The sequence below is a fragment of the Thermomonas alba genome (genome assembly GCF_022419205.1).
In the GTDB taxonomy this organism is placed as follows: domain Bacteria; phylum Pseudomonadota; class Gammaproteobacteria; order Xanthomonadales; family Xanthomonadaceae; genus Thermomonas; species Thermomonas alba.
Window position 1 is genome coordinate 278,979 of sequence record NZ_JAJOZU010000002.1, and the last position, 21,701, is coordinate 300,679.

The following is a 21,701-nucleotide window of genomic DNA, read 5'->3' on the forward strand; positions in this document are numbered from 1 at the left end:
CGCGCTTACTCCTTGATCTTCGCCAACCGCAGCTGGAACAGCACCTTGGTCACCAGCAGGCGCTCTTCGATCGGCTTGAGCACGAGGTCGTTGGCGCCTTCGCGCAGCAGCGCGGCCTGGTTGTCGCGGTTGTCGTCGCCGGTCATCATCACCATCGGCAGACGACGCTTGCCGTAGCGGAACACCGCGCGGATCTGGTTGAGCAGCTCGCGCCCGGACAGCGCGCCCTTCAGATACACGTCGCTGAGCACCAGGTCGGCACCGATGTCGCCATCCTTGCGGCCGAAGAAACGATGCAGGTAGTCCAGGGCATCCTCGGCCGAGATCACGTGCAGCACCTGCAGGCCGTGCCGCTCCAGCATGCGCTTGGTGGCGACCGCCACCACCTTGCTGTCTTCCACATAGAGCACGCGCGCGCCCTCGATCGGCGCCGGATGCACGTAGCCGCGGATGAACGCGGCCAGTGCCTCCTGGCCGAGCGACTTGTCGAAATAGTCGGTGATGTCCTCGCTGAAGGCGCGCGTCTCCAGCGCCTCCTGCGCGCTGCCGGAAATCACGATCACCGGCACGTAGGCCTGACCGGCCGCCTCGCGCACGCTGCGCGCCAGCGCCAGGCCGTCGCCGTCGGGCAGCACCAGCGCGGTGGTGACCAGATCGACGGTGCCCGCCTGCAGCGCCTGGCGCGCCTCGCCGACGCTGCCGCACCCGATCACCTCCACGCCCGGCAGCTCTTTGCGCAGGGTGTCGCCGATCAGCTTGCGCACCAGCTTGCTGCCGTCGACCACCATCACGCGCGGGGCATCGCTGACGACGTGGCGAAGATCGTGCTTGTCGGTAGTCATGTCAGCCCTCCAGTGGACGGTTCTGGCGCAGATGATGGCCGACGGCGAGGACGGCACCCAGCCAGCCGAGCAGGCCCGCCACCGCAAGCACCCCTGCGATGTCGGGCCAGCGCAGGCCCTGCAGCGCGAACGCGCCGCCATAGCTGGCGGCCAGGGCAGCCAGCGGCGCCTCGAGGGCAACCCGCACCGCCGCCAGGATGGCCAGCGCCAGCGCGCCGGCGGCCAGCCCGTAACTCAGCCCCAGGTACAGGAACGGCCGCCGCACGAAGCCGTCGCTGGCGCCCAGCAACTGCAGCACGGCGATCTCCTCGTGCCGGGACTGGATGTCCAACCGCACGGTATTGCCGACCACCAGCAGGGCGCCTAGGCCCAGCAGCACCGCCAGCACCTGCGCGATCCGCGTGCCGAATCCCAGCCATGCCTGCAGGCGCTGGCGCCAGACGGCGTCGTACTGCACACGCTCGACCCCGGGCATGGCCTGCACGGCGGCCGCCAGCGCATGCTCATCGCCGCGCGCGTGCAGGCGCAGCACCACCGGTAAGGCGTTGCGCGCCACCTCCTCGCCCAGCGCGTCGATCGCATCCGCCAGCTCCGGCCGCGCGCGCATCCGCGCCAACGCCTGCGTCGGCGGGATCACCTCTACCGTCGCCACGTCGGGCCGCGCGCGCAGCGCGCGCGCCAGGGCCGCGGCCTGATCGTTAGCGGTGCCCGGGGCGAGGAAGACGTTGACCTCGTGCGCGGCCTGCAGCGCATCGTCCAGCCGCGCCAGGTTCTGCAGCGCCAGCCCCAGCGCCAGCGGCAAGGCCAGCGCCAGCGCCATCACCGCGATCGTGAGCAGGCTCGACCACGGCCGCCGCAGCAGACGCCCCAGGCTCGCCACCAGGCTGAACCCGTGGTGCGCCAGCCAGGTGCGGAAGCGGCCGGCATGGGTGCCCGCGCTGCGCTCACTCATCGACCAGGTCCTCCGGCGCGATGTCATCGATCAATCGCCCCTGTTCCAGCACCAGCACGCGCTTGCGCATGCGCTTGACCAGCGCGAGGTCGTGACTGGCCACCAGCACGCTGGTGCCGCGCTCGGGCAACGCCGCCAGCAGGCCCATGATCTCGGCCGACAGCGCCGGATCCAGGTTGCCGGTCGGCTCGTCGGCGATCAGCAGGCGCGGCTCGGCGATGATGGCGCGGGCGATCCCCACCCGCTGCTGCTCGCCGGCCGAGAGCTGGCCCGGCAGCGCCGCGGCGCGTGCGCCCAGGCCCAGCCTGTCGAGCAGGCTGCGCACGCGCTTGCCGATCTCGCTGCGGCGCAGGCCACGCAGCACCAGCGGCAAGGCGACGTTGTCGGCCACGCTACGGTCCATCAGCAGCCGATGATTCTGGTGCACCACGCCGATCTCGCGCCGGTGGCGGGCGATGCCGCCGCCGCGCACGCGCGCCAGGTTGCGCTCCTCGAACAGCACCGTGCCGCGGCTGGGGCGCTCGACCAGCTGGATCAGCTTGAGCAGGGTGCTCTTGCCGGCGCCGGAGCGGCCGGTGACGAACAGCATCTCGCCCGGCTCCACGGCAAAGCTCACCTCGGCCAACGCGGCATGGCCACCGGGATAGTGCTTGCTGACGTTGTCGAACCGCAGGACCGGCATGCGCACAGGCTATCCGAAAGGGGCACCAGTATCGCCGCCAGCGCCGCCAGCGGCCAGCGCTGGCATGGCGGTGGCGTTTAGTGCGGACCGGCGGGGCCGCGCCAGACCAGCGCCTTCAGGCCGCGGCCGATGCGCTTGAGCAGCGAAGGACGCTCGGGCTTGGCCGCGACCGGCGCCGGCGGCACGAACTGCGGGGCGGGCGTCGCCGGGGCCGGCGTGTGCGCCGCGGCATCGGCGTTTTCCAGCGGCCGTCCGCGCCGGCGACGGCGACGCTTGCGGGCGGGCGCCTCGCCCTGCGCAGGCGCAGTCGGTGCGGCAGGCGCTGGCGCCGCGCCCGCCGCGTGCGCACGCGGCGGCCGGGAAGTGCGGCTCTCGCCGTCGCCGCGATGTGCGCCGGCGCCATCGCCACGTCGTCTGCGGCGGCCGCCGCCCGCGCGCTTGGCGTCCTCATTCGCGCGCGCCTCACGCACTTCCTTGTAAATCTCGCCGATGCTGTCGCCTGCAGCCGCCTCGGCGGGCTGTGCCCGTGGCGGTCGCGGCAACGGTGTCAGCAATTCTTCGGTGACCGGCTCGGAGGGAATCTTCTGCCCGATATACGCCTCGATGTCGGGCAACGACATCGCATAGCGCTCGCAGGCGAAGCTGATCGCGTCGCCCTCGGCGCCCAGGCGCGCGGTGCGCCCGATGCGGTGCACGTAATCTTCCGGATCGAACGGCAGGTCGTAGTTGTAGACGTATTTGACGCCGTCGATGTGCAGGCCGCGCGCGGCGACATCGGTGGCGACCAGGATCTCCAGCTGGCCGGCCTGGAACTTCTTCAGCAGCGACTCGCGCTTCTTCTGCGGCACGTCGCCAGACAGCACGCCGACCCGGTAACCGGCTTTCTCCAGCGCGCGCGCGACGCGCTCGACGAATGCCTTGGTGTTGACGAACACCATGGTGCGCGCGCCCTCGCTGCGCGACAGCAAGCCCAGCAGCAGCGGCAGCTTCTCTTCGTCGGCAGGGTAGTACAGCTTCTGGCGCACGCGCGCGGCGGTGACCGTCTCGGCTTCCACCACCAGCTTCTGCGGTTCGTTCATGTGCTCATACGCCAGCTCCAGCACGCGGTGGCTGAGCGTGGCCGAGAACAGCAGGGTCTGGCGGGTGGTGCGTTCGGGCATCCGCCGCAGCAGGAAGCGGATGTCCTTGATGAAGCCGAGATCGAACATGCGGTCGGCCTCGTCCAGCACGCAGATCTCGCAGGCGTGCAGGCTCACCACCTTGTGCTGCTTGACGTAATCGATCAGACGCCCCGGGGTGGCGATGATCACGTCGGCGCCGGCCTGCAGCTGCTCGCGCTGCTTGTCGTAATCGACGCCGCCGTACACCAGCGCGAACTTCAGGCCGAGATCGGCGGCGAACTTGAGCGCATCCTTGTGGATCTGGATGGCCAGCTCGCGGGTGGGCGCCAGGATCAGCGCGCGCGGGTCTTCCGGCTTGCGGTCGGCCAGCGCCGGGCGCGTCAGCAGGCGGTTGATCACCGCGACCAGGAAGGCCAGGGTCTTGCCGGTGCCGGTCTGGGCCTGGCCGGCGACGTCGCCTCCGGCCAGCGCCACCGGCAGGCTCATCGCCTGGATCGGGGTGCAGCGGGTGAACCCGGCGCCTTCCAGCCCGGCAAGCAGGGCCGGGTGCAGGTCGAAGGAGGAAAACGTGATGTCAGTCAGCGGTTTGTCGGACACGAAAGACGGCCTCGAAGGCTGTGGATGCGCCCGTGCCGAAACAGCACGTTGCGCTCGACCACTTGTCTTGATGGGGGCAGCCGCGCAGACTGCCGTAAGGATTCCGGGGCGGTCATTCCCGCCCTGGGCCCGGAGCAACCACGCGAGCAACCACGCGCGAACCCCGGCCGATCTTTCCGAGTTTATCATTTCATGCGCGCGCCATTTCGCCGCGCCACCTTCATCTGGAGCCTCCATGAGCAACACCGTCCTGCACGCCACCGATGCCGATTTCGACGCCCAGGTCCTGGCCTCCGACGTGCCGGTGCTGGTGGATTTCTGGGCGCCCTGGTGCGGCCCGTGCAAGATGATCGCCCCGGCGCTGGATCAACTGGCCGCCGAGTACGCCGGCAAGGCGAAGATCGTCAAGGTCGACGTGGACCAGAACCAGCAGACCGCGCTGAAGTACCACGTGCGCAGCATCCCGATGCTGCTGGTGTTCAAGGGCGGCCAGATCCACGGCCAGCAGATCGGCGCGGTCGGCAAGGCCCAGCTCGCGCAGATGCTGGACAAGGTGCTTTAAGACGACCGTTTTTCCGCTTCTGCGCCAGGTAGAGGGCGGAGGATCCTTTCGCCCTCGCCCGCGGCGCATCGCAGCTGAACCGCGCCGCGCACCCGGCTTGCATCCAGCTCTGTGCCGATGCTAGCGTTTTCACCGCTCACGGCGCCGGCCTGCCGCCTGCTGCGCGCGCCGCATGTCCTTTCGTTCCACTCCACGACCCCGTCCGCGCGATGCGGACGCTCGCCACCATAGCGAGGATTTCCCCTTGTCCGATATCACCAACGACGCCCCTGGCGAAGTCGCCGAGAAGCGTGCGCGCAAACACCGCGTTGCCAAGCCACGCAACCCCGAGCAACCCGAGATGCCGTCTGCCGACACCGTCTCCACGCCGGTCGCCGAAACCGCCACGCCGTCGCCCGCGCCACAGCGCCACGAGCCCTCGCCTTCCGAGCCCGCCGCGCGCGAAGAGGGCGGAGCGCCGGCGCCAGCCCCGCGCACGGATGCCGTCACCTCCGCCGCTGGCGGGACGGGCCAGGCGCCGGAACAGGCAGCGCCGGAAGGCGCTTCTTCGGCGGCCGCCGAGAATGGCCCGCCGCGCCGCCTGAGCCGGCGCGAGCGCTTCAAGAACCGCCGCGAGCGCCAGCGCGAACGCCAGCGCGAGAACGGTATTCCGGATGACGGCGGCAATGGCAACGAGCCGTTCGTGCCGCGCCCGCATCCGCAGGTGCCGGAAGGCTTCCCCACCTACACCCTGAGCGACCTCAAGCGGATGCCCGCGCACAAGCTGCTGGAGATCGCCGAGCAGCTCTCGATCAGCGAAGGCGTCGCGCGCGCGCGCAAGCAGGACATCATCTTCGCGATCCTGAAGGTGCTCACCCGTCATGGCGAGGGCGTGCAGGCCGACGGCGTGCTGGAAATCCTGCCCGACGGCTACGGCTTCCTGCGCGCGGCCGAGGCCAGCTACCTGGCCGGCCCGGACGATGTCTACATCAGCCCCAGCCAGATCCGCCGCTTCAACCTGCGCACCGGCGATCACGTCTCCGGCCGCATCCGCTGGCCCAAGGACGGCGAGCGCTACTTCGCGCTGAACATCGTCGACACCATCAACGGCGAGCCGATCGAGGCCTCGAAGAACAAGACCCTGTTCGAGAACCTCACTCCGCTGTTCCCGCGCAAGCGCTTCAAGCTGGAGCGCGGCGATGGCTCCAGCGAAGACATCACCGGCCGCATCCTCGACCTGATGGCGCCGCAGGGCAAGGGCCAGCGGTCGCTGATCGTCAGCCCGCCCAAAGCCGGCAAGACGATGATGATGCAGCAGATCGCCAGCGCCATCACCTATAACCACCCGGACGTGCACCTGATCGTGCTGCTGATCGACGAGCGCCCGGAGGAAGTGACCGAGATGCAGCGCACCGTGCGCGGCGAGGTCATCTCCTCCACCTTCGACGAGCCGGCGGCGCGCCACGTGCAGGTGGCCGAGATGGTGATCGAGCGCGCCAAGCGCCTGGTCGAGCACAAGAAGGACGTGGTGATCCTGCTCGACTCCATCACCCGCCTGGCGCGCGCCTACAACAACGTGCTGCCCAGCAGCGGCAAGGTGCTCACCGGCGGCGTGGACGCGAATGCGCTGCACCGCCCGAAGCGCTTCTTCGGCGCCGCGCGCAACGTCGAGGAAGGCGGCTCACTCACCATCATCGCCACCGCGCTGGTGGATACCGGCAGCGCGATGGACAAGGTGATCTACGAAGAGTTCAAGGGCACCGGCAATAGCGAGATCCACCTCGACCGCCGCATCACCGAAAAGCGCGTGTACCCGGCGATCGCGGTCAACCTGTCCGGCACCCGCCGCGAGGATCTTTTGATCGAGCCCGAGCTGCTGCAGAAGATCTGGATCCTGCGCAAGCTGCTGCACCCGATGGACGAGATCGCGGCGATGGAGTTCCTGCTCGACAAGATGAAGAACACCAAGTCCAACGACGAGTTCTTCCAGTCGATGAAGCGCTGACGCTTCGCCGGAAACCGCATTTGTTCGCACCGACGCCCCGTCCTGCGCGGGGCGTCGGTGTTTGCGCCAATCGCGGCGCAGGCGTCCACTCGCGCTGGCGTCCAGGGCGGAGCCGGCCTCGATCACCTGACCGTCCCACCGCGCCATACCAGTCGAAACCAGGTATCGCCCGCGTTCGGGTCGTGGAAATCGGTGGCCACGCCCGGCGCCAGGCTGCATGCGTCGTCGGGCCACTCGTGCGCAAGCCGGCAGCGCGCCTGCGGGATCAGCGGATGCAGGCAGGGCAGGCTGGGGACGGCCACTTTCAGAACAGCGACTGCGGCGGGCCGTCGAAACGGGGAGCGGTGGTGGGCACCCCAGCGAAGGTCAGCACATCGCCGGCGGCATTGGTCAGCACCAGCCGCGGCGGGGTGCCGGCATCCAGCTGCATCGCCAGGCGGCCTTGCAGGCGGTGGGCGATCGCGCCGTCCAGCGCGGCCAGGGCCGGCTCCGTGCAGGCGCGCATACTGGAGGCGAATGCATCGATGGTCAGGCTGTCGGCCTCCACCGTGTGGTGCGCGCTGAGCACGTTGCAGGCATTGCCCACGCTCACCAGCGAGGCGTTGAAGTCCAGCTGCAGCGGCGCCTCGGGCCGCGCGAACAGGGCGTCGATGCGGTGGCCTCCGGCATCCACCGCCGCCACCAGCCGCCAGTGGTGGCGGATCAGCCGCAGGGTGGTCTGAAGCGAGCCGGGCGGCGCCGGCGGGGCCTGCTGCAGCGTCGGCGCGGGGGCGGGATCGGCCGCGGCCGCCGGCGGCGCGGCCGGGCCGGGGGCCTGGCAGGCCGCCAGCAGCAGCGCCAGCGGCAGCCACAGAGGGCGATGGATGCGCGCGGTCATGCGTCCTCCTCGACGCGGCATGCGCCTCACTGTCCGACCGGCAGCCACAGCAGCAGCGCCAGGCCCACCAGCAGACGGTACACCGCGAAGCCGGTGAAACGGTGCTGCTGGATGTAGTGCAGCAGCCACTTCACCGCCACGAACGCGGTGATCGCGGCGGCCACGAACGCCACCGCCAGCGCGCTCCAGTCCTCGCTGGCGGCGCCGCCGGCCTTGAGCGTGCCCAGCAGCTCGTAGCCGGTGGCGGCGAACATGGTGGGGATGCCGACCAGGAACGCGAACTCGGTGGCGGCGGCGCGGTTGGTGGTGCCGGCCAGCAGAGCCACGAAAATGGTGGCGGCGCTGCGCGAGGTGCCCGGGAACACCCCGGCCAGGATCTGCGCGGCGCCCACCAGCAGCGCCACGCTCCAGGTGATGGCGGTGCGCTCGCCCTCGCGCGCGGCACGCCGCGCGGCCAGCTGCTCGGCCAGCACCATCCACACCGCGCCGATCACCAGCGCCCACGCCACCGGCGTCACCGTCTCCGGCAGCCGCCAGCCCAGCTTCTTCACCAGCAGCCCGCCGACCGCGGTGACCAGGAAGGCGGCGATCAGCTTGAAGGCGTAGTCGCGCGACTGCGCCGGGGTGGCGGTCTGCCCCAGCGGGTCGTAGGCGGCGGGCGCGTCCTTGCCGAGGAAAGCCAGCAGCATCCCCCACAGCCGCTTCCAGTAGATCACCACCACCGCGAGGATGGCCCCGGCCTGGATGGCGATGTTGAACAGGTCGCTGCGCGCGCCCAGCCAGTGCTCGGCGATCAGCAGGTGGCCGGTGCTGGACACCGGCAGGAATTCGGTGATGCCTTCGATGATGCCCAGCAACAGGGCGGTCAGCAGATCGTGCACGGCAGATGAAGGTCGAGAGGCATGAAGGGCGCAGGATAGCCGAATCTGGCACGCACCATCATTGTGCAAATCCTCGCCAATCTTGCTCGAAATGTGTGCAACCCCACAGGAAAGACTTCGGCAGATCCTGTTGAATCAATGCGTTGCATGACTGGCACGCATCCTGCTGTTACACCCCGGTCGCATCCTGCGTCGCCCCTTCCACCTTCCCTCCGAGGTTTCCAAATGTCGCTCGAACAGGTCGAAAAACTGCTCAAGGATCACAAGGTCGAGTTCGTGGATCTGCGTTTTGCCGACATGCGCGGCGTGCAGCACCACGTCACCTTCCCCGCCACGATCGTCGATACGTCGCTGTTCGAGGACGGCAAGATGTTCGACGGCAGTTCCATCCCCGGGTGGAAGGGCATCAACGAATCCGACATGGTGCTGCTGCCCGATCCTTCCACCGCGTTCCTGGATCCGTTCACCGCCGACCCGACCCTGGTGCTGACCTGCGACGTGCTGGATCCGGCCACGATGCAGGCTTACTCGCGCGACCCGCGCGGCGTGGCCAAGCGCGCCGAGGCCTACCTGAAGGCCAGCGGCATCGCCGAGCAGGCGTTCTTCGGGCCGGAGCCGGAGTTCTTCATCTTCGACTCGGTGCGCTTCGCCAATGAGATGGGCCACACCTTCTTCCACGTGGATTCGGAAGAGGCGCACTGGAACTCCGGGCGTGAGTACGACGGCGGCAACAGCGGCTACCGGCCGATGGTGAAGGGCGGCTACTTCCCGGTGGCGCCGCTGGATTCGCTGCACGACCTGCGCGCGGAGATGTGCAAGACCCTGCAGCAGGTGGGCATCGAAGTCGAGGTGCACCACCACGAGGTGGCGAACGCCGGCCAGTGCGAGATCGGCACCAAGTTCAACTCGCTGGTGAAGAAGGCCGACGACCTGCTGACGATGAAGTACATCATCAAGAACGTGGCCCACCGCAACGGCAAGACCGCCACCTTCATGCCGAAGCCGCTGGTGGGCGACAACGGCAGCGGCATGCACGTGCATCAGTCACTGGCCAAGGGCGGCGTCAACCTGTTCTCCGGTGACGGCTACGGCGGCCTGTCGCAGCTCGCGCTGTGGTACATCGGCGGCATCTTCAAGCACGCCCGCGCGATCAACGCCTTCGCCAACTCCACCACCAACAGCTACAAGCGCCTGGTGCCGGGCTTCGAGGCGCCGGTGATGCTGGCCTACTCGGCGTCCAACCGCTCCGCCTCCTGCCGCATTCCTTACGTGGCCAATCCGAAGGCGCGCCGCATCGAGATCCGCTTCCCCGACCCGATGCAGTCCGGCTATCTGACCTTCGCCGCGCTGCTGATGGCCGGGCTGGACGGCATCAAGCACCAGATCGACCCGGGCGAAGCAATGGACAAGGATCTGTACGACCTGCCGCCGGAAGAGGCAAAGGGCATCCCGACCGTGTGCCACTCGCTGGATCAAGCGCTGGAGGCGCTGGATGCGGACCGCGAGTTCCTCAAGGCCGGCGGCGTGTTCAGCGACGACTTCATCGACGGCTACATCGCGCTGAAGATGAGGGAAGTGACCGCCTTCCGCGCCGCCACCCATCCGCTGGAATACCAGCTGTACTACACGATCTGACCGCACAAAGGCCCGGCCTGCGCCGGGCCGAATCCCCTCCCACCAACCCCGGGCCAAGCCCCGGGGTTTTTCATGCGCAGCGGCCACGTGGCGGTGGCCAGCGCACGCACACCCGCATGCCGCTGGGAGCGTGCGGGGAAATCCCGTTGCTCGCTGGCGATGGCGCGTCGCAAGCGTCGCCGCGCCGCGCATGCGATGCGCCGGCGACGACGCGAGCCCAGGCCCCCCAACACGAAAACGCCACCGCCTGGCCATGCAGGCGATGGCGCGTACCCATAGAGGATCGAGGAACCGGCAGCCCCGTCCTCCCTGACGGGGCCCGCAGCGGAAGGGAATCCTTCGCCACCCAGGGGTCACGGGCGGATCCGAGCGCTGCCGGTGAGGCAAGCTTGGCGGCAACCGGCGGCCGCCGCCATGAGAGCTTTTCTCGCCTTCGGGTAGGATTTTTCTGACCCTTTCGTCCGCCCGACCCTATGCCCCATAAACGCACGGGGCCCGCTTGCGCGGGCCCCGTGGCAACACCGCTGGCGCGGCGGTTTACTTGCGCGCGGTCAGGATCGGGGTCAGCAGGTCCGGCTTGCCGGGGATGCGCTCCAGGTGCGGATAGCGCAGGCCGCCGTGGTAATCCAGCTTGACCGTGCGGTAGCGGTCGAACTCCCTGAGCAGCAGCTCGATCGAGGCCTTCGGATCCTTCGCCGCGGCCCGCACCGCCTCCTCCAGCGCCTCGCTGCTGTAGGCCTGGCCGTTGACCGCCACCACGCTGGCGCCGCTGCCGATGCCGGCGTTGAACGCCGGACTGTCCCAGCGCACGTCGTTGATGCTGCCGTCCTTGGCGATGCTCAGGCCCAGCGAATAGGTGAAGTCGGCGCCGCCCCAGCGCGCGTTGGCCTTGGCATAGGCGCTGGGGGTGTCCTTGAACACCAGCCTCCAGCCCGCCGCCTCGATCCCGCCGGTCAGGCCCTTCTTGCCGTCCAGGCGCTCGCGCAGAAAGGTCGCCCAGTCGTACGGCAGCACCCCGTTGAGGGTGGCCACCACGGTGTCGAAGGTGTAGGTGTTCTGCGTCTCCCACTCCCCATCGTTGACCCCGAAGAATGCCTTGGCGAAATCATCCAGCGACTTCTTGCCGCCGGTTTTGGCACGGATCAGCGCATCCGCCTCCAGCCAGATCAGCTGCCCGCCGGAGTAGTAGTCCTCGCTCATCTGGTAGTTGCGGTAGGCGCGCGGGGCGCGGTTGGCGATGATCGGGTCGTTGGTGGTGTCCTGGATGTTGCGCCAGGACAGGCCCGGGCGGTTCTCGGCGTAGGTCGCGGCGACCAGCGCCAGCGCGTCGATCGAGGCCGGCAGCGGGCGCATGCCGCTGCGCGCGGCCAGCACGTTGCCCCAGTACTGGGTCTGGCCCTCGTACACCCATAGCAGGCTGTCCTGCATCGGCACATTGAAGTTGGGCGTCCACAGGTCGGCCGGGCGGCGGTACTTGCCGTTCCAGCTGTGGGTGTACTCGTGCGCCAAAAGGTCGGTGAACCCGATCTTCTCGTTCCAGCCGGTGAAGTAGTCGGTGCCGACGCCATTCTCGCTGGAGCGCTGGTGCTCCAGGCCGTTGCCGCCCATCTGCTCGGACAGCGAGAACAGGAACTGGTAGTGGTCGTAGTGCTGGGCGCCGAACAGCTTGATCGCCTGCTCCACCATCGCCTTGTGCAGCGCGACCTGCTCCGGCTTGGCCTCCAGGTATTTCGGCGCGTCCGCGATCACGCCCAGCTTCACCGGGACCTTGCTGCCGGCCGGGGTGAGGTCGATGTTCTTCGCATAGCGGCCGGCGTACACCGGCGAATCCACCAGGATGTCCAGCGGCACGTCCTGGTAGTCCACGGTGTCGCCGCTGCGGCCGTCTTCCTTGAGCGCGGTGAACGCGGTCCAGCCGGCCGGGTAGGTCACGCGCAGGTCGAACGGGATGCGATGCGCGTAGTAGCCGGCCGGGTACAGCACGGTGGAGAGCGTCTGCAGGTTGAGCATGTCCGGGGTCATCACGATCCGGCCCTGGCTGGGGCTGGTCGGGGTGAGGTAGTCGAACTCGGCGGTGATCTCGCCGACCCCGGCCGGCACGTCCAGGTGGAAGGCGTTGACGTCGAGGGGGTCGCGCTTCCAGTCCAGCGTCTTGCCGTTGGCCTTGAAGGTGATGCCGGCGATCTTGTCGATCGGATTGCGCGGGCTGTGGCCGCCCGGCACCCACTTCGGATACAGCAGGGTCAGCGGGCCGGCCTGCACCGGGAGGGTCTCCTTCACCCGGAAGATGCGCTGGCTGAGGTTGGTGGCATCCACTTCGAGCTTGATCGTGCCCGGATAGGGCACGTCCTGCGGCGGCGGGATGTCCGGCGCCTGGGCGTGGGCGCTTGCGGCGAGCAGCAGGGACAGGGCGAGGGGCAGCAGGCGGCGCTTCATGGCAGGCTCCGGGCAGCGGGGGTAGCCCTGCATCCTACCGATGGCGCACCTGCCTCCCCTCTGCCGAAAGACATGCCCGCTCGGGTTGGTTGCGCGCCGCTCGCGGCCGGCGGGCTTCAGCCGCCTTCGGGCGCAACCGCGCAGGCCGCTGCCGGTTCGCGCGCATACCGCCAGCCCACCAGCACGGCCAGCGCCAGCAGGGATGCGGCCACCAGGAAGGCCGCGCCGGGCAGGCGGAATGGCGCATGCGGGCCAATGAAGTAGCCAAAGGTGCCGGCAAAGGTGGCCGGCGCCACGATCCCGGCCAGCGACACCAGGCTGCTCAGCGCTCCCTGGATGCGGCCCTGCATGCCGGCCGGCACGCGCTGGGTGATCTGCGCCATGGTCGCCGGCCCCGCCACCGCCCACAGCGCGCTGATCGGCAACCCCAGCAGGAACAGCCAGCCCTGCGTGGCCACGGCATACAGCGCAAAACCCAAGGCGCCGCAGGAAAGGCCCAGCAGCATCGCGCGCCGCTCGCCCAGGGCCTTCACCAGCCGTCCCACCAACGCCATGTTGACGATCACGCTGAGCACCCCGACCACCGCCAGCACGTAGCCGGCCTGCCGCTCCTTCCAGCCGAAGGCGGCATCCGCGTACAGCACGAAGGTGCTGGGATACACGTAGTGGGCGAAGTTGGCGAGAAAGGCAACGGCCGCCAAACCCCAGATTCGGGGGTGTTCGCGCAGCAGTCGCACCCCGCCCAAGGGGCGCGCGTGCCGCCAGTCGAAGCGCAGACTGCGGCGCTCGCGCGGCAGCGATTCCGGGAGCACGAACAGCCCGTACAGGAAGTTGAGCAGCGCCAGCCCGGCCGCGCACCAGAACGGCAGGCGCTGATCCAGGGTGCCGAGCACACCGCCGAGCAAGGGCCCGATGATGAAACCCAGCCCGAACGCCGCGCCGATCATGCCGAAGCCCTTGGCGCGCCGCTCTGGCGGCAGCACGTCGGCGATGTAGGCATTGGCGGTGGTGAAGCTGGCCGAGGTCATCGCGGAGATGATGCGGCCCACGAACAGCCAGCCCAGGGTCGGCGCCAGCGCCATGAACACGAAGTCCGCGCCCAGCCCCAGGCAGGACAGCAGGATCACCGGGCGCCGCCCGAAGCGGTCGGACAGCGCGCCCTGCACCGGCGCGCTGAAGAACTGCACCAGCGCGAAGGCGAATGAGAACAGCCCGATCCAATACGCTGCGGTGGACAGCGCGCCGCCGACCATCTGCTGCACCAGGTGCGGCAGCACCGGAATGATCAGCCCGAACGCCAGCACGTCGATCAGCACGGTGACGAAGATGAAGGCGAGCGCGGCCTTGCGGGCGGGATGCGGGGAAATCGGGCTCATGGCATGGGGGAAGTCGCAGTTCAGATGCCGAAGGCATCGCTGGCCAGCCATTCGGCGTGCTCGCGCACATCCTCCGGCCAGCCCGCAATCGCCGCTTGAAACGGGTGGTACTCCGCCGCGAACAGCGCACGCGCGGCGGCTTCGACATCGGTCAGCCCGTCCGCCATGGCCTGCATGAAGCGGTAAGCCGCCTCCTGCGCGGCACGCCGGCGATCTTGCGCAGCGCTGACCGCGCGCGCGGCGTCCACCAGCCGCCGCAACGCCAGCGACGCGCCGCCCGGCTGCGCGGCCAGCCACTCCCATTGCGCGGGCAGCAGGGTCACCTCGCGCGCCACCACGCCCAGCTTCGGCCGCCCGGGCCGGCGCAGGCGCGGGGACGCCGCATCGCCCTCTCGCCGCGGTTGTGCCAGCCATGCCAACAGGTCGGCCGGCGACAGGTGCAGCGGCAGCTCCAGCAGGCGAGCCTCGGCATCGTCGAATACCCGCAGCGGCCGCTCGGGGTAGGCATCGTAAGCCTGCTTGGCCTTCAGCGCGACGTGGCGCAGCTCGCCAGTGGCGATGCGATCACTGCCGGAAAACGCGGTGCAGCGCAGGCTGGGGGAAATCAAGGCCGGCTCCTCGCCATCAGCGGCCTGGATCGACCTCGATGAAGCGCAGGAACTCGGCGCGGGTGCGCGCATCCTCGCGGAAACTGCCCAGCATCTTGCTGGTGACCATGCTCACCCCGCGCTTGTGGATGCCGCGGGTGGTCATGCACTCATGGGTTCCCACCACCACCACGCCCACCCCGCGCGGCTGCAACACCCGCTGGATGCACCCTGCGATCTGCGCGGTCATCTTCTCCTGCACCTGGAAGCGGCGGGCATAGGCCTCGACCACCCGCGCCAGCTTGCTGATGCCCACCACCTTGCCATCCGGCAGGTAGCCCACGTGCACCTTGCCGATGATCGGCGCCATGTGGTGCTCGCAGTGGCTTTCATAGGCGATGTCGCGCAGCACGATCATCTCGTCGTAGCCGCCCACCTCTTCAAAGGTTCGCGCCAAGTATTCATCCGGATCCAGCGCATAGCCGCTGAACCAGTCCTCATAGGCGCTGACCACCCGCTTGGGCGTTTCCAGCAGCCCTTCGCGGGTTGGATCCTCGCCAGCCCAGCGCAGCAGCGTGCGCACGGCCTCCTCGGCTTGCTGGCGGGTGACGTGATTACGGATGTCGTCGGCCATGGGGGCTCCGGGCATGCAGGGGGCTGCATGGTAGCGCGATCGGCCGCCGCCACGGGTCATCCTGAAGCCACGGCCCGCCCACCGAGCAGTCGCGCCGGCAGCCACAGCAGCGCGCGCAGGAAGGCAAATACCGCAGATAGCGTGATGCCCACCAGCCGCAGTGGCAGCGACAGCAGCCAGACCAGCGGCCACAGCACCAGCGCCAGCAGCGCCAGCGGCCAGCACAGCACGAACAGCAGGCACCACAGCAGCAGGGCGGTGAGGGTCCTCATGGCCTTGACCTCCTTTGGCGGCGCGAGCGTGGCGCACGCGGTCGCGCCCGGCAACAGGTTTGCGACGAATCCTCACGCATGCCGACGAAACCCGCGCGACCGGCCCTCAATCCGGGCCCGTCACCCGCGCCAGCGCCGCATCGGCATCGACCACACCCGGCAGGCTGCCATAGGTGCTCGCACGCCCCGGGCCTAGCCGCGCCGCGCACCAGTCGCGCGCCAGTGGATGCTGCGCGTCCAGCAGGATCGCGCCCTGCAGCAGCAGCGCCAGGCGCTCGACGAAGGCGCGCGCGCCGGCTTCGTCGCAGCCCGCCTCCAGCATGGCAAGGCCTGACTGCAGCGCGGCATCGAAGTGCGCGTCGCGACCGGCCGCCGCCTGCCACTGCGCGCGCAGCGCCGCGCCGGTCTCCGGTTCGCGCGCCAGCGCGCGCAGCACGTCCAGGCACTGGATGTTGCCGCAGCCTTCCCAGATCGAGTTCAGCGGCGCCTGCCGGACCAGCCGCGGCAGTAGCGTCTCCTCGATATAGCCGAGGCCACCCAGGCATTCCTGCGCCTCGTTGACGAATGCCGGCGCGCGCTTGCAGATCCAGTACTTGCCGCTCGCGGTGGCGATCCGCGCCAGCGCCGCCTCCCGCGCATCCGTCGAGGCGCGATCGACCGCGCCGGCGACCCGTAGCGCCAGAGCGGTCGCAGCCTCCGACTCCAGCACCAGGTCGGCCAGCACGCGGCGCATCAGCGGCTGGTCGAGCAGGCGCTTGCCGAACGCGCGACGGTGGCGGGCGTGGTGCAGCGCCTGCCGCAGCGCCATCCGCATCAGCCCGGCCGAGCCCAGCATGCAGTCCAGCCTGGTCAGCATCACCATCTCGAGGATGGTCGGCACGCCGCGGCCCTCGCTGCCCACGCGGTACGCCCAGGCACCCTCGAACTCGACTTCGGAGGACGCATTCGACCAGTCGCCCAGCTTGTCCTTCAGGCGCAGCAGCCGCAGCGCGTTCTTGGTCCCGTCCGGGCGCCAGCGCGGCAGCAGGAAGCAGGTCAACCCGCCGGGCGCCTGCGCCAACACCAGAAAGCCATCCGACATCGGCGCCGAGAAAAACCACTTGTGCCCGACCAGCGCATATTCGCCCTCCGCCTGCAGCGGCGTGGCGCGCGTGGTGTTGGCGCGCACATCGCTGCCGCCCTGCTTTTCGGTCATGCCCATGCCGAGCGTCACGCCGCGCTTTTGCGCCATCGGCAGATCGCGGCCGTCGTATTCGAAGGCACAGGCCTTGGCAGCCCATTCGCGCAGGGCCGGCGCCTGGCGTAGCACCGGCACCGCGGCGTGGGTCATGGTCAGCGGGCAGCTGCTGCCGGGTTCGGCCTGATAGTGCAAATAGCTCAGCGCCGCGCGCGCGACGTGCGCGCCCGGCTGCGGCCGCGCCCACGACAGGCCCGCAACGCCGTGCGCGATCGCCGTGCCCATCACCTCGTGGTAGGCGGCGCTGAAGGCGACCCGGTCGACGCGGCGGCCGTAGGCATCGAATGCCTGCAGACGGGGACGATCGCGGTGCGCGGCGTCCGCCAGCTGCAGCAGCGCGTCGCCGGCCAGCGCGCCGTAGCCCGAAAGCGCTGCGGAGAATGCCGAGCCGCCCTCGCGCGCCACCGCCTCGCGCAGCGCGGCATCGTCCTTCCACAGGTCGAACGGCCCGGGCGGCGGCGGCTGGTTGAACACCTCGTGGGTCTGGAAATGTGGCTGCTCCATCACATTCCTCCACTTTGCCCGTCAAGCCCGCCGGCATTGTGCCGTAGATGTCAGCAAGCGAGAGCGGCTGCTGCCAACATGCGCAGCACGATCTGCGCTAACGTCGAACACACGCGCATCGATGGGAGGTCGCCATGAACACCGTCCGCCAAGGCACCGCCGCCGAACTCTGGCAAGACCTGCTGCGCGACGCCGAGAAGCGCAGCCATGTCCCGCTGGATGAATCCCAGGAAAGCTATCTGGTGTTCCTGCTGTTGCGGCACCAGAACGATCCGCAGCTACTCGCACACGTGCAGGCGCTGGACTGGCTGCGCGCGCAAGCGCTGGTTGGACAGTCGCGCGCCGATGCCCTGCGCGACGTCGGCGACCGCTGCCTGCTGATCGCCGGCCTGTTCCCGACGCTGGCGCAGCGCCGCCGGGTCAGCCTGGACTATTTCCTGACCCTGGGCCGCAGCGCCTACCGCGACCTGGCCGACGCCTGCCGCTCGGCCTATGCCGAGCTGTTCGCGCACCTGGCGGCGCACTACGACGCCTTGGCCCAGGTGCTGCGCGGCCTGCGCGAGACCCCGCTGCCGGTGCCTGCCGTGGCGCTGGCACCCGCACGTCGCCCACCGGGGATGCGCGTGCATTGAGCTCAGCGTGGACTTCCCGAATCTGCGGATATGATCCCGAACTCGGCTTCGATCCGCGCGTAGAAGGCCTGCACCTTCTCCCGGCGCAGCAGATCGAGCAGCGCGTCGGCCTGCTCCGGGCGCATGATGAACTCCACCAGCACCGGCTCGGTGCCGGCCAGCTCGAAGAAATGCTCCTCGTGCAGCACGCCATGGCGACCGTAGCCCGCCATTGCGCGGAACACCGAGCCACCGGGAATCCCCAACTCCATCGCCTTGTGCAACAGCCATTCGTACAGCAGCTTGCCTTGGTGGCGCGTGTTCTCGTAGGTGTAAATCCGCAGGTGGATGCCTTTCATGAGCTTGCTCCCTGGATTTGCGCCTGCAGCAGGGCATGGGTGGCGATGTAGGCCGCCCAGGTGGCGAGCAGGGACAGGCCGACGTGCAGCGCGATGCCGGCGCCGGCCCAGCCGAACTGGCCGCGCATCATCAGCGTGGTGATCTCGGCGGAGAACGTGGAGAACGTGGTCAGCCCGCCGAGGAAACCGGTCATCAGCGCCAGCCGCAGCGCGGGGGGCAGGGCATCGAACTGGTTGAACAGCGCCAGCAGCACGCCCATCAGCAGGCCGCCGAGGGTATTCGCGGCCAGCGTGCCCAGCGGCACGGTGGGGAACAGGGGATTGAGCGCCAGGCCCAGGCCCCAGCGCGCCAGCGCGCCGATACCGGCTCCAACGAAGATCCCGAAGGCAGAGAGCAGGTTCATCGATGTACGCCTCGTCCGCCTCGCATGATTGATCTTGGCCTGCCCGAGCCCATGCCAACACCCTGCCCTGCACGCCGGAAAATCCGGGTCATAGGCATCATCAGGCACCCTCGTCGGAGCCGGTTCGCCGCTCGTGCCGCGGGAAAAATGCCATCTCCTGCGCGTGATCATACCTGCCCCTACCTGCCCCGATCCCGCCGTTGCCGGCAGGTGCAACAGTGCGTCCCGAGCGGCGGCCCTGTCGGATCGTCAACCGGCGCGCAAATCGGCCATAATTCTTGAACCCATAAGTTCAACGTTGCTTCGACCCCGTTCAGGGCAGGCCCGCCAAGCTGAACGCGCTGCGCCTGCCACTCTTCAGAACCCATGCCCACCTCCACCTCTCCCGCCGTGCGCCTGTCCGATGTCCGCCTGGGCTATGGCGAACGCACCATCCTGCGCGGGCTGAGCCTGGAGGTGCAGGTCGGCAGCATGACCGCGGTGCTGGGCCCGTCCGGCAGCGGCAAGTCCACCCTGCTGGCGGCGATCACCGGCGAGCTGGTGCCGGCGCAGGGCACGCTGGAAGTGTTCGGCCAGGTAGTGCCGCGCGACTCGCGCGGCCTGCTGGAGATGCGCAAGCGGCTGGGCGTGCTGCTGCAGGGCAATGGGCTGCTCACCGACCTGACCGTGGCCGAGAACGTGGCGCTGCCGCTGCGCGCCCATTCCGGCCTGCCCAAGGCCGAGATCCAGGCGCGGGTGCAGGCCAAGCTGGATGCGGTCGGTCTGGGCGCGGCGGCCGACCTGTTCCCGCGCGAGCTCTCCGGCGGCATGGCCCGGCGCGCCGCGCTGGCGCGCGCGCTGGCGCTGGATCCCCCGCTGCTGCTGTGCGACGAACCGCTGACCGGGCTCGACCCGATCGCCAGCGCGGTGGTGATGGCGCTGCTGCGCCAGCTCAACCAGTCGCTGGGGCTGACCTGCATCGTGGTCAGCCACCACGTGCGCGAAACCCTGCCGGTCTGCGACCAGGCGGTGGTGGTCGCCAACGGCACGCTGGTGTTCGACGGCACGCCCGAGGCGCTGCAGGCCAGCCAGGATCCGCTGCTGCGGCAGTTCCTGGACGGCAGCCCGCACGGGCCGATCGCATTCGACGACGTCACCGGACAGAGGGCCGCCTGATGGCATTGACGGATACCCTGCGCGCGCTCGGCCGCTCCGGGCTGTTCGCCCTTTCGGTGCTGCGCGCCTCGCGCCCGAGCCGCGATCTGCTGGTCGAGCTGGTGAAGGAAATCTACAAGATCGGGGCGCGCTCGCTGCCGATCATCGTGGTCGGCGGCGCCTTCGTCGGCCTGGTGCTGACCCTGCAGGGCTACCGCACTCTGACCACCTTCGGCGCTACCGACGCGCTCTCCACCCTGCTCGGGCTGTCGCTGTACCGCGAGCTGGGGCCGGTGCTGACCGCGCTGCTGTTCATCGGCCGCGCCGGCAGCTCGATCGCCGCCGAGCTGGGCCTGATGCGCGCCACCGACCAGATCAAGGCGCTGGAGCTGATGGCGATCGACCCGGTCGCCACGGCGGTAGCCCCGCGGTTCTGGGCGGCGGTGATCAGCCTGCCGCTGCTGACCGGGCTGTTCTGCTTGCTCGCGGTCACCGCCGGCTGGTTCGAGGCGGTGCCGTCGCTGGGCCTGGACAACGGCACGTTCTGGTCGCGTCTGCAGGACAGCGTGGATGCCTGGGACGATTTCGGCGTGGCGCTGCTGAAATCGGCGGTGTTCGGCGGCACCGCGGCGTTGGTGGCAGCATACGCCGGCTACTACGCCGAGCCGACCATCGAGGGCACCTCGGTGGCCACCACCCGCGCGGTGGTCAACGCCTCGCTGCTGGTGCTGATGTTCAACTTCGTGCTGTCGGCGCTGCTGTTCAAATGACACACCGGCGCCCCGCGCACCGCGCGGGCGCCAATGCCGGGGCGCGTAAGACGCCCTTCCCGTACGTATAGAGGTCGCATATGGCAATCCGTCGCCCCAGGATCGAGTTCGCAGTCGGCGCTTTCTTGCTGGTGGCGCTGGCATCCCTGCTGGTGCTCGCGTTCGTGTCCACCAACCGCAAGTTCGGCGACGGTGGCGCCCACTACCCGCTGCGCGCCAGCTTCACCTCGATCGGCCAGCTGCGCCTGCAGGCGCCGGTGCGGATCGGCGGGGTGACGGTGGGGCGGGTTGCCGCGATCACCCTGGATCCCAAAACGTTCAACGCGGTGGTGACGCTGGACATCGACGCGCGCTACCAGCTGCCGGCGGATACCTCGGCCGGCATCTTCACCAGCGGCCTGTTGGGCGACAGCTACGTCGGCCTGCAGCCCGGCGGCGACCCCGAAACCCTCAAGCCCGGCGAGCAGATCGCCTTCACCCAGCCGGCGGTGGATCTGATCCAGCTCGCCGGCAAGTACATGTTCGGCGGCGGCGCGGCGCCCTCGGCGCCGGCCGCGGCCCCCACCCCCACGGAAGCCAAGCCATGAAGTCCCTGTTCCTGAGCCTCTCTCTCGCCCTCGGCATGCCGCTGCTGGCCTGCGCGCCCGCGCTGGCGCAGACCGCGCCGGCCGCCGCCGCCAACCCCGGCCCGCAGCTGGTCGCCACCGGCAACCAGATCCTCACCACCCTGCAACAGCGCCGCGCCGAGTTCCGTAAGGATCCGGCGGCCCTGCGCCGTTATGTCGACAGCGCCCTGCGCGCCAACTTCGACAGTGTGTACGCGGCGCGCCTGGTTCTCGGCATCCACGCCCGCGGCGCCAGCGACGCCGACGTCAAGCTGTTCGCGGATGCGCTGATCGACAACCTGATGCAGCGCTACGGCAGCGCCCTGCTGGACTTCGAAGGCCACCCGCGGCTGCGCCTGAAGGGCGAGACCGCGCTGCCCGGCGGACGCGGCGTGAAGGTCTCCACCGAGCTGCTGCGCGACAACGGCGCGCCGGTGCCGGTGGACTACCTGGTGCGCAACAACGGCGGCTGGAAGATCTTCGACGTGATGATCGAAGGCGTGTCCTACGTGCAGACCTTCCGCAGCCAGTTCGACGGCCCGCTGCAACAGAAGACGATCGCGCAGGTCGCGGCCGATCTGCGTAATGGCGTCGCGCCGGCGGCGACCACTACGGGCGGGCGTTGACATCCGCTCGCCT

The 21,701-nt window shown here is 69.4% G+C and carries 22 protein-coding genes and 1 riboswitch; of the genes, 8 read left to right on the forward strand and 14 right to left on the reverse strand.

All coding sequences use genetic code 11. From position 1 onward, the window contains the following. Positions 1 to 5 precede the first annotated feature (5 nt). From ML342_RS03780 to rhlB, 4 genes are all read right to left on the reverse strand, one after another. Positions 6 to 842, reverse strand: coding sequence for a response regulator (locus ML342_RS03780; RefSeq protein ID WP_240125592.1), 837 nt, complete (start codon positions 840 to 842; stop codon positions 6 to 8). Position 843: 1 nt separating this feature from the next. Then, positions 844 to 1,794 (reverse strand): permease-like cell division protein FtsX, encoded by a 951-nt coding sequence (gene ftsX, locus ML342_RS03785; RefSeq protein WP_240125593.1) that lies wholly within the window; start codon positions 1,792 to 1,794, stop codon positions 844 to 846. After that, positions 1,787 to 2,476 (reverse strand): cell division ATP-binding protein FtsE, encoded by a 690-nt coding sequence (locus tag ML342_RS03790; RefSeq protein ID WP_240125594.1) that lies wholly within the window; start codon positions 2,474 to 2,476, stop codon positions 1,787 to 1,789. Before ML342_RS03790 ends, ftsX begins: the two co-directional genes overlap by 8 nt. 77 nt (positions 2,477 to 2,553) lie before the next feature. Then, positions 2,554 to 4,194 (reverse strand): ATP-dependent RNA helicase RhlB, encoded by a 1,641-nt coding sequence (gene rhlB, locus ML342_RS03795; protein ID WP_240125595.1) that lies wholly within the window; start codon positions 4,192 to 4,194, stop codon positions 2,554 to 2,556. Between the two features lie 235 nt (positions 4,195 to 4,429). Here rhlB and trxA point away from each other — a divergent pair, with 235 nt between their 5' ends. Both trxA and rho read left to right on the forward strand, forming a co-directional pair. Next, positions 4,430 to 4,756 (forward strand): thioredoxin, encoded by a 327-nt coding sequence (gene trxA / locus ML342_RS03800; RefSeq protein ID WP_240125596.1) that lies wholly within the window; start codon positions 4,430 to 4,432, stop codon positions 4,754 to 4,756. Between the two features lie 244 nt (positions 4,757 to 5,000). Continuing rightward, a complete protein-coding gene (gene rho / locus ML342_RS03805; protein ID WP_240125597.1) occupies positions 5,001 to 6,740 on the forward strand; it encodes a transcription termination factor Rho in 1,740 nt (579 codons plus the stop codon). A gap of 304 nt (positions 6,741 to 7,044) precedes the next feature. Here the strand turns inward: rho and ML342_RS03810 are convergent, their stop codons facing one another. Beyond that, a complete protein-coding gene (locus ML342_RS03810) occupies positions 7,045 to 7,617 on the reverse strand; it encodes an META domain-containing protein (RefSeq protein ID WP_240125598.1) in 573 nt (190 codons plus the stop codon). A 26-nt stretch (positions 7,618 to 7,643) separates the two neighbouring features. Then, on the reverse strand, positions 7,644 to 8,498 hold the full coding sequence (locus ML342_RS03815) for an undecaprenyl-diphosphate phosphatase (protein WP_240125599.1): 855 nt from the start codon (positions 8,496 to 8,498) through the stop codon (positions 7,644 to 7,646). A 225-nt stretch (positions 8,499 to 8,723) separates the two neighbouring features. Here ML342_RS03815 and glnA point away from each other — a divergent pair, with 225 nt between their 5' ends. After that, the gene (glnA, locus tag ML342_RS03820; protein ID WP_240125600.1) at positions 8,724 to 10,133 is read left to right on the forward strand and encodes a type I glutamate--ammonia ligase; all 1,410 of its coding nucleotides are present in this window, start codon (positions 8,724 to 8,726) and stop codon (positions 10,131 to 10,133) included. A gap of 537 nt (positions 10,134 to 10,670) precedes the next feature. Here glnA and ML342_RS03825 read toward each other — a convergent pair. The 6 genes from ML342_RS03825 to ML342_RS03850 all read right to left on the reverse strand — a co-directional run bounded on the left by ML342_RS03825 (position 10,671) and on the right by ML342_RS03850 (position 17,179). Then, the gene (locus ML342_RS03825; RefSeq protein WP_240125601.1) at positions 10,671 to 12,569 is read right to left on the reverse strand and encodes a M61 family metallopeptidase; all 1,899 of its coding nucleotides are present in this window, start codon (positions 12,567 to 12,569) and stop codon (positions 10,671 to 10,673) included. 116 nt (positions 12,570 to 12,685) lie between these two features. Then, positions 12,686 to 13,945 (reverse strand): TCR/Tet family MFS transporter, encoded by a 1,260-nt coding sequence (locus ML342_RS03830; protein WP_240125602.1) that lies wholly within the window; start codon positions 13,943 to 13,945, stop codon positions 12,686 to 12,688. A gap of 20 nt (positions 13,946 to 13,965) precedes the next feature. Continuing rightward, a complete protein-coding gene (locus ML342_RS03835; protein WP_240125603.1) occupies positions 13,966 to 14,553 on the reverse strand; it encodes a DUF2239 family protein in 588 nt (195 codons plus the stop codon). 16 nt (positions 14,554 to 14,569) lie between these two features. Continuing rightward, positions 14,570 to 15,166: a GTP cyclohydrolase I FolE gene (gene folE, locus ML342_RS03840; protein WP_240125604.1), complete on the reverse strand. Its 597-nt coding sequence runs from the start codon at positions 15,164 to 15,166 to the stop codon at positions 14,570 to 14,572. Positions 15,167 to 15,222: 56 nt separating this feature from the next. Continuing rightward, on the reverse strand, positions 15,223 to 15,438 hold the full coding sequence (locus tag ML342_RS03845) for a hypothetical protein (RefSeq protein WP_240125605.1): 216 nt from the start codon (positions 15,436 to 15,438) through the stop codon (positions 15,223 to 15,225). Between the two features lie 106 nt (positions 15,439 to 15,544). Beyond that, complete coding sequence (locus ML342_RS03850; protein WP_240125606.1) at positions 15,545 to 17,179, reverse strand: acyl-CoA dehydrogenase family protein; 1,635 nt, start codon at positions 17,177 to 17,179, stop codon at positions 15,545 to 15,547. 134 nt (positions 17,180 to 17,313) lie between these two features. On the opposite strand from ML342_RS03850, the gene ML342_RS03855 reads away from it, so the two are divergent. After that, positions 17,314 to 17,811, forward strand: a complete 498-nt coding sequence (locus ML342_RS03855) for a hypothetical protein (protein WP_240125607.1) — start codon at positions 17,314 to 17,316, stop codon at positions 17,809 to 17,811. A 2-nt stretch (positions 17,812 to 17,813) separates the two neighbouring features. Here the strand turns inward: ML342_RS03855 and ML342_RS03860 are convergent, their stop codons facing one another. Together ML342_RS03860 and crcB are read right to left on the reverse strand one after the other, a co-directional pair. Next, entirely contained in the window at positions 17,814 to 18,149 is a 336-nt protein-coding gene (locus ML342_RS03860) for a DUF190 domain-containing protein (protein WP_240125608.1), read from the reverse strand. Beyond that, positions 18,146 to 18,553 (reverse strand): fluoride efflux transporter CrcB, encoded by a 408-nt coding sequence (gene crcB / locus ML342_RS03865; RefSeq protein WP_240125609.1) that lies wholly within the window; start codon positions 18,551 to 18,553, stop codon positions 18,146 to 18,148. The genes ML342_RS03860 and crcB overlap by 4 nt, the downstream gene beginning before the upstream one ends. Positions 18,554 to 18,637: 84 nt before the next feature. Beyond that, positions 18,638 to 18,720, reverse strand: a riboswitch (Fluoride riboswitch). 199 nt (positions 18,721 to 18,919) lie between these two features. Between crcB and ML342_RS03870 the strand changes: the two genes are divergently transcribed. The 4 genes from ML342_RS03870 to ML342_RS03885 all read left to right on the forward strand — a co-directional run bounded on the left by ML342_RS03870 (position 18,920) and on the right by ML342_RS03885 (position 21,688). Then, positions 18,920 to 19,708: an ABC transporter ATP-binding protein gene (locus ML342_RS03870; RefSeq protein WP_240125610.1), complete on the forward strand. Its 789-nt coding sequence runs from the start codon at positions 18,920 to 18,922 to the stop codon at positions 19,706 to 19,708. Beyond that, positions 19,708 to 20,457: an MlaE family lipid ABC transporter permease subunit gene (locus tag ML342_RS03875; RefSeq protein WP_240125611.1), complete on the forward strand. Its 750-nt coding sequence runs from the start codon at positions 19,708 to 19,710 to the stop codon at positions 20,455 to 20,457. Before ML342_RS03870 ends, ML342_RS03875 begins: the two co-directional genes overlap by 1 nt. Positions 20,458 to 20,537: 80 nt before the next feature. Beyond that, positions 20,538 to 21,044 (forward strand): outer membrane lipid asymmetry maintenance protein MlaD, encoded by a 507-nt coding sequence (gene mlaD, locus ML342_RS03880; RefSeq protein WP_240125612.1) that lies wholly within the window; start codon positions 20,538 to 20,540, stop codon positions 21,042 to 21,044. After that, positions 21,041 to 21,688 (forward strand): MlaC/ttg2D family ABC transporter substrate-binding protein, encoded by a 648-nt coding sequence (locus ML342_RS03885; RefSeq protein ID WP_240125613.1) that lies wholly within the window; start codon positions 21,041 to 21,043, stop codon positions 21,686 to 21,688. Before mlaD ends, ML342_RS03885 begins: the two co-directional genes overlap by 4 nt. Positions 21,689 to 21,701: the final 13 nt, after the last annotated feature.

Coding starts and splice junctions, on each gene's coding strand:
- ML342_RS03780 (WP_240125592.1), bottom strand. CDS start 842: ATGACTACCGACAAGCACGATCTTCGCCACGTCGTCAGCGATGCCCCG.
- ftsX (WP_240125593.1), bottom strand. CDS start 1,794: ATGAGTGAGCGCAGCGCGGGCACCCATGCCGGCCGCTTCCGCACCTGG.
- ML342_RS03790 (WP_240125594.1), bottom strand. CDS start 2,476: ATGCCGGTCCTGCGGTTCGACAACGTCAGCAAGCACTATCCCGGTGGC.
- trxA (WP_240125596.1), top strand. CDS start 4,430: ATGAGCAACACCGTCCTGCACGCCACCGATGCCGATTTCGACGCCCAG.
- ML342_RS03810 (WP_240125598.1), bottom strand. CDS start 7,617: ATGACCGCGCGCATCCATCGCCCTCTGTGGCTGCCGCTGGCGCTGCTG.
- glnA (WP_240125600.1), top strand. CDS start 8,724: ATGTCGCTCGAACAGGTCGAAAAACTGCTCAAGGATCACAAGGTCGAG.
- ML342_RS03825 (WP_240125601.1), bottom strand. CDS start 12,569: ATGAAGCGCCGCCTGCTGCCCCTCGCCCTGTCCCTGCTGCTCGCCGCA.
- ML342_RS03830 (WP_240125602.1), bottom strand. CDS start 13,945: ATGAGCCCGATTTCCCCGCATCCCGCCCGCAAGGCCGCGCTCGCCTTC.
- folE (WP_240125604.1), bottom strand. CDS start 15,166: ATGGCCGACGACATCCGTAATCACGTCACCCGCCAGCAAGCCGAGGAG.
- ML342_RS03845 (WP_240125605.1), bottom strand. CDS start 15,438: ATGAGGACCCTCACCGCCCTGCTGCTGTGGTGCCTGCTGTTCGTGCTG.
- ML342_RS03850 (WP_240125606.1), bottom strand. CDS start 17,179: ATGGAGCAGCCACATTTCCAGACCCACGAGGTGTTCAACCAGCCGCCG.
- ML342_RS03855 (WP_240125607.1), top strand. CDS start 17,314: ATGAACACCGTCCGCCAAGGCACCGCCGCCGAACTCTGGCAAGACCTG.
- ML342_RS03860 (WP_240125608.1), bottom strand. CDS start 18,149: ATGAAAGGCATCCACCTGCGGATTTACACCTACGAGAACACGCGCCAC.
- crcB (WP_240125609.1), bottom strand. CDS start 18,553: ATGAACCTGCTCTCTGCCTTCGGGATCTTCGTTGGAGCCGGTATCGGC.
- ML342_RS03870 (WP_240125610.1), top strand. CDS start 18,920: ATGCCCACCTCCACCTCTCCCGCCGTGCGCCTGTCCGATGTCCGCCTG.
- ML342_RS03875 (WP_240125611.1), top strand. CDS start 19,708: ATGGCATTGACGGATACCCTGCGCGCGCTCGGCCGCTCCGGGCTGTTC.
- mlaD (WP_240125612.1), top strand. CDS start 20,538: ATGGCAATCCGTCGCCCCAGGATCGAGTTCGCAGTCGGCGCTTTCTTG.
- ML342_RS03885 (WP_240125613.1), top strand. CDS start 21,041: ATGAAGTCCCTGTTCCTGAGCCTCTCTCTCGCCCTCGGCATGCCGCTG.